Genomic DNA, 12,012 nt, shown 5'->3' with positions numbered 1-12,012 from the left:
AAGCTGGCGATATGCAATAGGTAAAAAGAACCATTACGCAGTATCGATTTCGTTATTATTATGCGCTCAATAGTACGGCACGAGATAAGAAAATAAAACGGATTTTTAAATACCTATGGCGCGCTTGTTAAAACCCAAGTGTTACTGAGTGTTTTCAACAACGTCCAGCTTCGTTTTAATGTACTGACTGTGAGGGACGTATAATAAATCAGCAATTTGCCTGATTGTGCTTTCTTCAAGCGGGGCGAGGGATTCATCAGCATAAGCGATTGACCATAAGCTTTTTACAACACGCACTCTTTCATCAGCATTGCAATGCTTGTTCAGCACTTGCGTAAAATGTACAAGGTCTATGGCATCATCTGCGGTTTCTTGGCCTCTTTTAAGAAGCAGCGCCATCGCATCATCATCAACGTTAACGTGTTTTCTTAGCTGCTTCTCGTATTCTTCCCGTTCAGTCTCAGTAACTTGATTATCAGCATTAACGATTTCACTGAGCAAAGCTGCAGTCGCTAATTCTACAGTATAGGCAGGTTCGTTCTGTTTATGAGAGTCTTCAAAAAGTTTAAGGAATGATTTCAGCATAAATCCTCAGAGTTTGGGTGGCCGTTGTGCGCGTTGGTGTACGCAGATACGAGTATTTCTAATATGTTTACTAAGAAAAAGAGAAATTCGATTAATTGCTTAATAGGTTGGATAGTTTAGGCACTTTTAGCCTGTGCAATAGATTGCATGGCGATGACCTAACTTTGCGTGTCGATAAGACAAACGACTTTACTGCCTCCTTTTTCAAACCATATTCGTTCACACAATGCATGTATCAGCGGCAAGCCACGCCCGTAACTTTCTTCCTGAGTATTGCAAGCAGTAGAGAACTTGCGCCCCCCGCCCCACCTCAAACCCATCACCGCTATCCTCTACTGAGATAAGGACTTTGCCGTCTGATGGTACAGATTCAACCCGAATATTTATTCGCCCTTGATTTAGAACCTGCAAAGAGGCTTCGCGATTTTCGTAGTATTGTTGAAAACCAGAGCTATCAGCTTTGAGTTTAGAGTCTAGTTTTAAGATACCGTGTTCAAGGGCATTATTAAAAAGCTCAGACAATACGGTATAAATTATTGAACGAATACTTTGTATGCCCTCACACTGACCTGCCAATTGCAACACTCGCTGTAAAATATCTGGTTGCTTTAAATGCTTCGCATCTAGGGCAATGTCGTGAACGGACGGTAGCCCGTCATCGAATTTCTGTGAAACAGGAATATTGATAGGTTTGGCAGTAAATACGACTAAGGTGACATCGTCGTGGAATGACGCTGCACCACAATGTGCTTTCGCTCTAAGAAAAAGGGAGTCGGCTTCAATTTTTTCATGGGTCTGCATTTGATCTTTAATGATATCGATCAACCCTTCTTCAAGCAGCATCTCACCTTTATCATTGGCAATTTCAATCAAACCATCACTACAGATTATGAGTTGTTCGTTAGGCCCTAAACGAATGGCGTCGCAATCGGTATTGAGTTCGTGTTCGTCAACTATACCTAACGCCATGTGTCTTGATGTTATGGTTCTCAAGGACATATCTGTTTTTGCGGGAATAATGACAGCTGGCATACCGCCTTGCCAAAGGTTCACGCGATTGCCTTCAGCGTTGATCTCGCCTACTACCGCTGCCATAAACATGTCACTTGGAAGAAACGTAATGAGGATGCGATTTAACTCACAGATTATTTCAGCAATGGATACCCCTTGGTGACTGAGTTCCTGAAAAGCCTGTGTCACCGGTAACGCGCCTATAGCCGAGGCAAGGCCGTGGCCTGTGAAATCTCCAACTACAAAGTACACCCCTCCACTTGGGCTAGCTTCACATAGAAACAAATCGCCATTGAACGTTTCAGCTGGTTTTAAAAAGCAGTCAAAATGCGACAACACCTCTGGCCGATTTACGATGGCATGGCTAAAAATGTGCTCAACGATAGCGTGCTCTCGGGCAACCCGCTGGTTAAACAACCTAAGCCTCTGGTTTTGCTGCTCTACGTGCTCACTTAACGCCCGTATTTTTAAGTGCGCTTTAATCTTGGCAGTTAGAATGTGACGGTCGAAGGGTTTAGTCGCAAAGTCATTTCCGCCAACTTCAAGACAGCGAACTAAACTTTCGTTATCTTCTAAAGCGGTAATAAAAAGAATAGGTAAGTAAGGACCTTTTGCAAGTTGGCGGATTTGCACGGCAACGTCAAAGCCTGAAAGACCCGGCATAACCACATCAAGCAAAACTAAATCAGGCTGCTCTTCGATAAAATGCTGTATCGCCTCTTCACCATTTACCGCTTCAATACAGTGTTTATAACCAGCGCTGTAAAGCATATTGGTCAATAATGTACGATTGATGGCTTCGTCATCAACAATAAGGATTTTCACAGCCGTCACTTCGCCGTTACTTAATGTCAAATTTCTTATCGAAACGAGATATTTTTAAAATTTTCGCAACCTGAGGACGGGCGTTTTCGATGCTGTATGACAATTCCTTGTTAGCTAAAGATTTTTGCATATTAAGCAGCATGCCCAATGCAGAACTGTCCATATATTCGGTTTGCGATAGATCAACGGCGATGTGCGAAACATCATCGTCAATTTTATCGTAGGCGTTTCTGAAGTCTTCTACTTTACTGAAATCAAATTTTGTTCCCACATCAATAATCAAGGTTTGTCCCTGATTTTGATAGCTCGACCTTATTTCCATATGCGTTCCCTAACGTTGTGCGCAGAAATGCTTCATCAGATGCTTTTATCTTTGCTATTCTTATCTTAGTTGAACTTTTCTACATCGCCATCAGTGAAATCTAAAACTTTCGTATAATTATGTTTTAGATAAGGTCATTAAGATGGAAAGACAAAACGTATTGAGGTATTTATGCAAGATTGGCAAGACGCTCTTTTGGTCTACAGTACAGAGAGTGGCAAAATAAAGCCTGAGCAAAAAGCAGATGAGCGCTCGGTTTCTTCGGATGGCATTGTTCGCATTCACAGAGAAACCAAAGGTCGAAAGGGTAAAGGCGTGTCTCTAATTAAAGGTTTAGACCTACCTTCTGACGATCTAAAGAAACTAGGCTCAGAACTTAAAAAGAAATGTGGGTGCGGCGGTGCAGTTAAAGACGGTGTTATCGAGGTACAAACCGATGACAGAGAAAAACTTAGAGCACTGCTTACCGACAAAGGTTACAAAGTTAAGCTTGCTGGTGGTTAACTAAACGCACCAGCGCACAAGCTCCCTTTTTCATAAACATATAACAAAAAGAGTCTGAAATGGAAAAGCTGTCAATTTCTGATTTACATATTATTTTGGTTGAACCATCTGATACGCAACGCAAAATCATTACTACGTTGCTATTAAAAGAAAACGTTAAGGAAATTGACCCTGTCAGTACCCTTTCAGAGGCCCGTTCTGCTGTAAAAGCGCACGGCGCCGACCTTATCGTGAGCGCCATGTACTACGAGGATGGAACCGCTTTAGAACTGCTAAAATTCATAAAAGAAGATGAAGCGTTTAAAAGTATTCCTTTCATGCTTGTGTCCAGTGAAAATAGACTCAGCAAATTAGAAGAGTTTAAACAGGCAGGAGTGGCGGCCATTCTACCTAAACCCTTCGAACCTCTCCATCTGTCTCGCGCGCTTAATGCAAGCTTAGATTTAATTAATCACGACGAACTTGAGCTGGATTTATTCGACGTTCACGACGTCCGCGTATTGCTTGTTGATGACAGTAAGTTGGCAAGAAATCATATACGTCGAGTTCTTGAAGGCATGGGGCTACAGCGTATTCGAGAAGCTGAAAATGGTGCCGCTGCACTTACGCTCATTAAAGACGAGCCTTTTGACTTAGTAGTTACCGATTACAACATGCCCGAAATGGACGGCCGCGAGCTGTCTGAGTTTATACGCTTTAACCCCGAAACCACCCATATCCCTATTATTATGGTGACCTCAGAGGCAGCTGATAGTGCGCATATGGCAAATATCCAGCAGACCGGTGTTAATGCACTATGTGACAAGCCATTTGAGCCAAATGAAGTAAGACAAATGCTATCTGCCCTACTCGGGAATTAATGACTTCCTCATACACCCCTTAAACGTTCGCCGTAGAAGATTAATCTCATAAAATCTACGGCGAGCTTATTTTTATCACTTTTTCAAGTGCACCATAACAAAAACAATAACACTTATTGTAAAAATGGGTTGACACCAACAGGTGTTCAACATACATTCAAAGGTATGAAACAGAATATAAAGCACGTAGCCATTTTCTTTTTTGCGTTTACATCCTTTTTTAGGGAGGCGCAGCTACATGCATGAAAACCTCCCACCCGGGAGGTGGTTTTTTTTTAGCAGAATTTTCTTACAAGATACGCACGGGAATGATATGTCAGACAATGCACTAGATACTGTTAGAGAGCGAATTACCGCACTAGACAGTGAGTTACTTACCTTACTTTCAGAACGCAGAAAGCTAACTAATGAAGTCGCTGAGACAAAAATTAGACATCACATTCCTGTGAGAGATCAAAAGCGCGAAGAGCAGCTCTTAGTACGACTGATAAAAGAAGGTCAAGATATTGGACTAGACCCCCATTACGTGACTCAAATTTTCCATGTCATTATTGAAGACTCGGTGTTAAACCAACAGGCAATGCTTGCTGAACGCGCAAATCCTGGTAGCACGCTTCCGTTAAACCGTGTGGCGTTTTTGGGTGACAAAGGCTCGTACTCTTACCTTGCAACACAGAAGTACTTCTCACGTCGCCCTGGCGAGCTGTTAGAAATTGGCTGTCAGAGTTTCGCCGAAATCATTCATAAAGTGGAAAGCACAGAAGCTGACTATGCGGTACTACCAATTGAAAATACGACTTCTGGCAGTATCAACGAAGTATACGACCAGCTTCAGCACACCCAATTAAGTATTATTGGCGAGCTCACTCACCCCATCCGTCATACTCTTTTAGTGGGAAGTGATACCAGCATAGATAAAATTAAAACGCTGTACGCCCACCCTCAAGTTTTTACTCAGTGCAGCCATTTCCTTGCGGAGCTAGGCAATGTAGAAGTAAAAACTATGGACAGCACGTCATCTGCCATGTTGACCGTGAGCGAGCTCAAACGGGACGATGTGGCAGCAATAGGCAGTGAAGCTGGCGGTAACTTATATGGCTTGATGGCAATTAAGAGTAATTTAGCTAATCAAAAAGAAAACCACAGTCGCTTTATTGTCGTTGCGCGCAACCCTGTTGTGGTGCCACTTCAAGTGCCGGCCAAGACCACCCTTGTGATGTCGACCATTCAAAAACCTGGGGCGCTGGTTGAAGCACTGCTAGTGCTAAGAGAAAACAGTATTAACATGACTAAGCTAGAGTCACGCCCTATTCCGGGTAACCCATGGGAAGAAATGTTTTATATTGATGTTGAGGGCAACGTAGAGGACGGCCCCGTTCAAAATGCGCTAGACTCACTACGTGGCATAACGCGCTACATCAAAGTACTTGGATGCTACCCAAGTGAAGAAATTAGCCCGACTAAAGTAGCTGCGGCAAGTGCATTAGCTGACTAGTACAAAAAGGCGAGCTTTAAGCTCGCCTTTCGTTTTACCTATGTCGCTGATACCGAATACTTATTTATCCCGTAATAGTTGGCCATCATCCGCTTTTAACAACATTTGTTTGCTGTCTACCAGGCATTTTTTCGCGTAGTCACCAAACCATGCCCCCACCTTCATAAACTGCTCTACAAACCCTTTTTTATCTCCGCTTTCAAGCAACGACAACGCAAGGCCAAATCGCTCATAAAAACGTCTAAGAAGGGCAAAGTTGTCGGGATTATTAAAGATAATATCTGCGTAGAGCTGAGGTGATTGAGCAAATAACCGACCCACCATTGCAAGCTCTAGCCGATAGATTGGTGAGCTAAACATGGTCAACGATTCCAAGTTAGGATCTTCACCTTTTAAGTGTTGTCCATACACAAAGGTGTTAAAGTGGCGCATAACCTGTATATAGGCCATGGCCTGGTCGTGCTCTTGCGCAGTAGAGTCATGTATGGTCGCTCCCCAAATGCGCATTTGCTCGATTAACCAAGCATATTTGTCGCGGCTTCGTCCCTCACACACCACAACAACCTGCTTGATCATACCCGGGGCGTCTGGGCCGAACATAGGGTGTAACCCCACCACTGGGCCTTTGTGCACCGTAAGCATTGCCTCTAACGGCTTTGCTTTGATACTGGTAATATCCGCTAGTACGCAATCGTCCGGCAACATGGTGAGCTTTTCGATAACGGCTTCGGTCAAGTTGATGGGTACGGCCACAACAACTAAAGATGCAACGCTTAGCCGCGCTGTCGCTTTTCCGCTCTCCCAGTCCTCTTTTTCAACAATTGAAACCTGGTAATTACTGCGTTCAAACAAACTCACAAATACTCGGCCAAGGGCACCTGCCCCGCCGATCACAACCACGTTATCCACATCAGGTTTAACGCAGCGATAATTGTTATTTTGAGTATGGTAAGACTCTCGCATTACGCGACGTAACAGGTCTTCGGTTAAGTCAGGCGATACACCCAATGCTTCGGCCTGCGCACGGCGTGAGGCGATAAGCGCCTTTTCACGCTCAGGTACGTATACAGGCATACCAGCTTCGGCTTTTATTTGCCCGACTTGAGTGGTTATTTGATTGCGTTTTGCGAGTAACTCGACGAGCTGAGAGTCCAGCTCGTCGATACCTTCACGCAGCGTATCAAGCTTTTTTAACTGCTGCGAAAATTCGGCCATTGTGTCTTGTCCTTGAATCAAACGGCACGTAGGCTAATAGGCTTAAGCCACCGTGCGCTTATTTTGACGTAAGGGTAGCACAGTTATTAATTTATCTCTGGTTTGAGTAATTAAGTTTTCTGTGGTTTGCCAGTCGATACAACCATCTGTAATCGAAACCCCGTATTCTAGTTCTTCAGGCTTTTTGCCTTCTGCTTTTTGATTACCAGGCTTTAAGTGGCTTTCTAGCATAACGCCAATGATAGACTGATTGCCTTCAAGAATTTGGTTCACCACGTTTTGCGCAACTAACGGCTGACGGCGATAATCTTTAGACGAGTTAGCATGGCTGCAATCAACAACCAAGCCCGCGGTTAGGCCCGCATCTTGTAGTTCAATTTCGCACTCAGACACGCACACAGAGTCATAGTTAGGCTGCTTACCACCACGAAGGATAATATGGCCGTCTGGGTTACCGCTGGTCCCAATAATGCTTACCTGACCTTGCTTATTAATACCCATAAAGCGATGGCCAGATGCGGCCGATTTAAGGGCATTAATCGCAATATCTAAACTTCCATCTGTACCATTTTTGAAACCCACTGGCATAGAAAGACCACTTGCCATTTCACGGTGAGTTTGAGATTCAGATGTACGCGCTCCGATAGCCGCCCAGCTAAATAACTCTGCCAGATACTGTGGGCTAATTGGGTCTAGCGCCTCGGTTGCAACAGGCAGCTCTAGCTCTGCTAGCCAAATCAGTAGTTCTCTTGCTTTACGTAAGCCCGTTTCAATATCAAACGTACCGTCGATGTGGGGGTCATTTATTAGGCCTTTCCAACCTGTAGTAGTGCGCGGTTTTTCAAAATAAACGCGCATTACAAGAAAGAGTGTATCTTTGCATGACTCGTGAAGTTCTTTCAGCTTAAGCGCGTATTCTTTCGCAGCTTCTACATCGTGAATGGAGCATGGACCACACACAACTAGCATTCTATGGTCGCGGCGATGAATAATATCTGAAACGATTTTTCTAGAATCAGAAATGGCGGCGAGCGCTTTGTCTGAAACAGGCAGTTCAGCGCTTAACGCTTCTGGGGTAATAAGTACATCTTCTGTACTTACGTGAACATTATTTACGGTGTCCTTGATCATGGGAGCTCTCTTAACTTCAAATAAAAAACGGAAAACTAAAACGCTAAAAGAGTGTGCAATCGGCATGTAAACTTTATTGTACAACCAGCTTTTTCTATATTTCTTTAACGTCATTGACTTTTTAACAACTTAAGCGTAATAGCGCAAGCAATAACGAATAATACTTTATTCTAAGCTAGATTCGTAGCAAAACAGCGTGACTTATTGGCAAGCATCGATAGCATTCGATTAAATAATGACCGGCAGTTAGGATTCGGTCATTTAACCGCTGCTAGAATAATTAACCAACATAAATAAGCTAAATTTCTCATTCCTCTCAAGGATTTTGTATTATTGCAACAACGCAATAATAACGAGAAAACAATGCATAATTTAGTTATCACCTACACAGACCACGTTGCCACGTTAACCATGAAAAATGGTGAAAACCGCCACAACCCGCTTTTTGCCAAAGAGATGCTGTCTGCATTAGATACCATCAAAAGCAATGAAGATTGCAAAGCACTGGTGATCACGTCAAACGACGAAAAATGTTTTAGCTTAGGCATTGATACTGACTGGCTGATGCCGGCGATGAAAGCTGCTCGTACTGAAGAGATCAAGCAGTTCATGTATGACATGGACGACGTGTTTAAAACACTCCTGCTTTACCCACTTCCTGTGATAGCGGCAATTAACGGTCACGCTTTTGGCAATGGTGCTATATTGGCGTGCGCGTGTGATTTCCGGTTTATGCGCGCAGATAAAGGTTTCTTCTGTTTTCCAGAAGTTGACCTATCTATTCCTTTTCTTCCGGGCATGATTGAGTTTGTCAAAAAGGCAATGCCTTACTACCGCTTTAACGAAATGAAGTTATCTGGCAGACGTGTTTCTGGTAAAGAGTTAGAAGACGACCATGTTGTAGAAAAAGCATATGACTCACAGGCGTCTTTGATAGAAGGCGCAGTAAACTATGCAAAAACCTTCGACAAAAAGCGTAGTATTTTTGCCGAGCATAAAAAGCGCCTGCATAAGCATATTATCCACACCATTAATATAGAGAATAAACCCATGATTGAAGCGCTTACTCTTATGGTTTAAATAACGTTTTTCTCATGCAAGCTGTGTAACGCGAGCGTTTTACACAGCCTTGTATAGCGCTGACACTAGTGGCTATTCAGTGCTACTCTCTTTTTTCTGTTGTCTAGGCGTTCGCTTTCTGAACAGGTCAACATTGACGCCCCAGTGAAGTGATGCAATCCGCAATAGCACCGTAACGCCAATAGAGCCTAAAATACACCATATGTAAGGTATATCGAGCGCAAATAGCGCAGCATAAGTAAGCCCCCCGGCGAAGCAAGCGCTGGCATAAACATCACCACGCATAACATAGGGAACCTCTCGGCAAACAACGTCCCTCATCAAACCGCCAAAGATGCCTGTCGTCATCCCCATGGTTAATGCGACAATCATTCCTGTTCCGCTAATCAATGCCTTTTCTATGCCTATCACGTTGAATATGGCAAGCCCTACTGTATCAATCAAGATGAAATAAAAATTTGAAGGTGATGGGAAGTAGCGTATGAATAATACGGTAACAAATATTGCGCTGTAGGTTGCTAAAAGGTATTCAGAACTATCTACCCAGAAAAATAGGTTTACCTAACAATAGGTCCCTTAAGGTTCCGCCGCCTAATGCCGTCATTACGCCAACAACCACTATACCGAAACCATTAATATTCTTTTCGTGTCCCAACAGTGCGCCTGATATAGCGAAGAAGGCAACACCGATAATGCCTAGCACGATAAAATATTCGGAAGTCATTCTGCTCTCTATTAAAAACCTTAATGTAGGTAATGGATAAAACAGAAAAAAGATCGGATTTTAAGCACAAAAAAACCCGCTTGAAGCGGGTTTTTTCGAAGTTAACAATAACGCAAGGATTAGTAATCTTAGTTAAGCTTCTCTTTGATACGTGCAGATTTACCTGAACGCTCACGTAGATAGTAAAGCTTAGCACGACGAACCGCACCGCGACGTTTAACTTCAATTGAAGAAACTGCCGGGCTGTGTGTTTGGAACACACGCTCAACGCCTTCGCCGCTAGAAATTTTACGCACGGTAAAAGACGAGTGCAGACCACGGTTACGCTTAGCGATAACAACACCTTCATAAGCCTGAAGACGCTCTTTGTCACCTTCGGTAACGCGAACTTTTACAACTACTGTGTCACCTGGACCAAACGCAGGAACATCAGTTTTTAGCTGTGCTTCTTCGATTTTTTTGATGATATCTTGACTGACTTTGCTCATCATATCCTCTCGTCCTAGTTAACTGTCATCTTGCCGCAACAGTGCTTGATATTGATCAAGCAAACGTTGTTGCTCCTCAGTCAGAGCTAGGTGATTTAACAAATCAGGGCGACGCTGCAAGGTTCTACCTAAAGACTGCATCAATCGCCACTGCCTAATTTTTTCATGATCACCACTTAACAACACCTCGGGCACCTTTTGACCATCGAGTATTTCGGGCCGCGTATAGTGCGGACAATCCAAAAGACCGTCAGTGAAAGAATCTTCAACCGCTGAAGCTTTATGCCCCAACACGCCAGGAACTAACCGTGCAACTGCGTCCATAAGAACCATTGCAGGTAATTCACCGCCGCTTAGCACGTAATCACCAATAGAGACTTCTTCATCTACATGGCTTTCGATTACTCGCTCGTCGATACCTTCATATCGACCACAAATTAAAATTGTGCGGTCGATACTGGCTAGGCGCTGAACGCCAGCCTGATCAAGGGGTTTCCCTTGGGGTGATAAGTAGATCACCTTACTGTTTTCGCCGCCAACTTTCTTGGCAGCCTGTATTGCGTCGGTAAGCGGTTTTACCATCATCAACATGCCGGGGCCGCCTCCGTAGGGGCGGTCGTCAACTGTGCGATGGCGGTCATGAGTAAAGTCACGGGGGTTAAACGTGTCAACCATTACGGTTCCAGACTTTACAGCTCGCCCTATTACACCCTGCTGAGTGAATGGGGCAAACATATCTGGAAACAGGCTAACAACGCCGAACCACTTTTCCGGTGTCACTTAAAACCCCGGGTCCCAGTCAACTTTAATGACCTTCGCTTCCTTATCCACCTCTTGTACGACTTCGTCGAACACAAAAGGCAATAGTCTTTCTTTTTGACCAAAAGCATCGCCTACATTCGCTTTAACGTGAATCACGTCGTTAGCACCTGTATTAAACACTTCTTTCACCACACCTAAGTCGTAACCTTGCGTTGTTACCACTTTCATGCCGGTGAGCTCACGCCAATAAACCCCTTCGTCACCTAAATCAGGCAGCTGTGAAGCGTTTATGTTGATATCCAAGTTTTTGATGCGCTCTGCATCGTCTCGACTATCAACGCCCACAATTTTTGCAACGAGGCTTTTACCGTGCGGTCGCCATTGGTCAATTTGGTATTCTTTTTCTTCGCCAATAAACCATGGCGCATACTCGAAAATACCTTCTGGCGTTTCTGTATAGCTGTTGATTTTGACCCAACCTTTAACACCGTACGGTGCGCCAATTTTGCCAACAATCACTTTGTCAGACGCTAGACTCATCTATACCACCAGTTAATGACAGCTTACGCTGCAGATTTTTTCGCTTCTTTTACCAAGCTAGATACGCGATCTGATAAGCTCGCGCCTACGCCAACCCAGTAATCAACACGCTCTAGATCTACGCGAAGACGCTCCGCTTGACCTTGTGCAGTTGGGTTGAAGAAACCGATGTTTTCAATGAAACGACCGTTTCTTGCACGGCTGCTATCAGCAACCACTAGTTGATAAAATGGACGCTTTTTCGCGCCACCACGCTGTAAACGAATAGTAACCATAAATGCCTCAAACTCGTTGTAGCGTTACCGTTAACTTAAGCCTTCATTTAACGTCTAAAAATTAGACGCCAATTGGAAGGCCGCCGAATTATACGGATATCACCGTTCAATGCAAGTAAAAACCTGATTTATCCTTTGTTTAGTTCAATATCGCTCCCGTAAGTAGGCGATGGCCTAAGAACGCAAATACACATG

Annotated in this window: 13 protein-coding genes and 1 pseudogene; 4 read left to right on the top strand and 10 right to left on the bottom strand. The window is 43.9% G+C overall.

Features of this window, described 5'->3' with window-relative positions:
* Positions 1-141 precede the first annotated feature (141 nt).
* The 3 genes from ACX5J7_RS11435 to ACX5J7_RS11425 all read right to left on the bottom strand — a co-directional run bounded on the left by ACX5J7_RS11435 (position 142) and on the right by ACX5J7_RS11425 (position 2,743).
* Positions 142-585, bottom strand: coding sequence for a tellurite resistance TerB family protein (locus ACX5J7_RS11435; RefSeq protein ID WP_015066675.1), 444 nt, complete (start codon positions 583-585; stop codon positions 142-144).
* 219 nt (positions 586-804) lie between these two features.
* Positions 805-2,421: a SpoIIE family protein phosphatase gene (locus ACX5J7_RS11430; RefSeq protein WP_498707254.1), complete on the bottom strand. Its 1,617-nt coding sequence runs from the start codon at positions 2,419-2,421 to the stop codon at positions 805-807.
* Positions 2,422-2,437: 16 nt separating this feature from the next.
* Entirely contained in the window at positions 2,438-2,743 is a 306-nt protein-coding gene (locus tag ACX5J7_RS11425; RefSeq protein ID WP_015066673.1) for an STAS domain-containing protein, read from the bottom strand.
* 171 nt (positions 2,744-2,914) lie between these two features.
* On the opposite strand from ACX5J7_RS11425, the gene yciH reads away from it, so the two are divergent.
* From yciH to pheA, 3 genes are all read left to right on the top strand, one after another.
* Positions 2,915-3,247 (top strand): stress response translation initiation inhibitor YciH, encoded by a 333-nt coding sequence (yciH, locus tag ACX5J7_RS11420; RefSeq protein ID WP_015066672.1) that lies wholly within the window; start codon positions 2,915-2,917, stop codon positions 3,245-3,247.
* Between the two features lie 59 nt (positions 3,248-3,306).
* Entirely contained in the window at positions 3,307-4,107 is an 801-nt protein-coding gene (locus tag ACX5J7_RS11415; RefSeq protein ID WP_020743180.1) for a response regulator, read from the top strand.
* Positions 4,108-4,345: 238 nt separating this feature from the next.
* Positions 4,346-5,602: a prephenate dehydratase gene (gene pheA / locus ACX5J7_RS11410; RefSeq protein ID WP_498707253.1), complete on the top strand. Its 1,257-nt coding sequence runs from the start codon at positions 4,346-4,348 to the stop codon at positions 5,600-5,602.
* 60 nt (positions 5,603-5,662) lie between these two features.
* Here the strand turns inward: pheA and tyrA are convergent, their stop codons facing one another.
* Together tyrA and ACX5J7_RS11400 are read right to left on the bottom strand one after the other, a co-directional pair.
* Complete coding sequence (tyrA, locus tag ACX5J7_RS11405; RefSeq protein ID WP_015066669.1) at positions 5,663-6,817, bottom strand: bifunctional chorismate mutase/prephenate dehydrogenase; 1,155 nt, start codon at positions 6,815-6,817, stop codon at positions 5,663-5,665.
* Positions 6,818-6,859: 42 nt separating this feature from the next.
* The gene (locus ACX5J7_RS11400; protein WP_015066668.1) at positions 6,860-7,948 is read right to left on the bottom strand and encodes a 3-deoxy-7-phosphoheptulonate synthase; all 1,089 of its coding nucleotides are present in this window, start codon (positions 7,946-7,948) and stop codon (positions 6,860-6,862) included.
* Positions 7,949-8,311: 363 nt separating this feature from the next.
* Here ACX5J7_RS11400 and ACX5J7_RS11395 point away from each other — a divergent pair, with 363 nt between their 5' ends.
* Positions 8,312-9,028: an enoyl-CoA hydratase/isomerase family protein gene (locus ACX5J7_RS11395; RefSeq protein WP_020744902.1), complete on the top strand. Its 717-nt coding sequence runs from the start codon at positions 8,312-8,314 to the stop codon at positions 9,026-9,028.
* A 72-nt stretch (positions 9,029-9,100) separates the two neighbouring features.
* Here ACX5J7_RS11395 and ACX5J7_RS11390 read toward each other — a convergent pair.
* From ACX5J7_RS11390 to rpsP, 5 genes and pseudogenes are all read right to left on the bottom strand, one after another.
* Positions 9,101-9,752 (bottom strand): annotated as a pseudogene (locus ACX5J7_RS11390) (trimeric intracellular cation channel family protein).
* Positions 9,753-9,880: 128 nt separating this feature from the next.
* The gene (gene rplS, locus ACX5J7_RS11385; protein WP_024015986.1) at positions 9,881-10,240 is read right to left on the bottom strand and encodes a 50S ribosomal protein L19; all 360 of its coding nucleotides are present in this window, start codon (positions 10,238-10,240) and stop codon (positions 9,881-9,883) included.
* A gap of 18 nt (positions 10,241-10,258) precedes the next feature.
* Entirely contained in the window at positions 10,259-11,020 is a 762-nt protein-coding gene (gene trmD, locus ACX5J7_RS11380) for a tRNA (guanosine(37)-N1)-methyltransferase TrmD (RefSeq protein ID WP_015066665.1), read from the bottom strand.
* Complete coding sequence (gene rimM, locus ACX5J7_RS11375) at positions 11,021-11,542, bottom strand: ribosome maturation factor RimM (protein WP_020743178.1); 522 nt, start codon at positions 11,540-11,542, stop codon at positions 11,021-11,023. It abuts the gene before it with no gap.
* Between the two features lie 23 nt (positions 11,543-11,565).
* Positions 11,566-11,817 carry a 30S ribosomal protein S16 gene (gene rpsP / locus ACX5J7_RS11370; RefSeq protein ID WP_015066663.1) on the bottom strand — a complete coding sequence of 84 codons (252 nt, stop codon included), beginning with the start codon at positions 11,815-11,817 and terminating at the stop codon, positions 11,566-11,568.
* Between the last annotated feature and the right edge of the window lie 195 nt (positions 11,818-12,012).

It is taken from the genome of Alteromonas infernus (assembly GCF_902705815.1).
This window is presented reverse-complemented; position numbering and strand designations above follow the sequence as displayed.

Coding starts and splice junctions, on each gene's coding strand:
- ACX5J7_RS11435 (WP_015066675.1), bottom strand. CDS start 585: ATGCTGAAATCATTCCTTAAACTTTTTGAAGACTCTCATAAACAGAAC.
- ACX5J7_RS11425 (WP_015066673.1), bottom strand. CDS start 2,743: ATGGAAATAAGGTCGAGCTATCAAAATCAGGGACAAACCTTGATTATT.
- yciH (WP_015066672.1), top strand. CDS start 2,915: ATGCAAGATTGGCAAGACGCTCTTTTGGTCTACAGTACAGAGAGTGGC.
- ACX5J7_RS11415 (WP_020743180.1), top strand. CDS start 3,307: ATGGAAAAGCTGTCAATTTCTGATTTACATATTATTTTGGTTGAACCA.
- pheA (WP_498707253.1), top strand. CDS start 4,346: ATGCATGAAAACCTCCCACCCGGGAGGTGGTTTTTTTTTAGCAGAATT.
- tyrA (WP_015066669.1), bottom strand. CDS start 6,817: ATGGCCGAATTTTCGCAGCAGTTAAAAAAGCTTGATACGCTGCGTGAA.
- ACX5J7_RS11400 (WP_015066668.1), bottom strand. CDS start 7,948: ATGATCAAGGACACCGTAAATAATGTTCACGTAAGTACAGAAGATGTA.
- ACX5J7_RS11395 (WP_020744902.1), top strand. CDS start 8,312: ATGCATAATTTAGTTATCACCTACACAGACCACGTTGCCACGTTAACC.
- rplS (WP_024015986.1), bottom strand. CDS start 10,240: ATGAGCAAAGTCAGTCAAGATATCATCAAAAAAATCGAAGAAGCACAG.
- rimM (WP_020743178.1), bottom strand. CDS start 11,542: ATGAGTCTAGCGTCTGACAAAGTGATTGTTGGCAAAATTGGCGCACCG.
- rpsP (WP_015066663.1), bottom strand. CDS start 11,817: ATGGTTACTATTCGTTTACAGCGTGGTGGCGCGAAAAAGCGTCCATTT.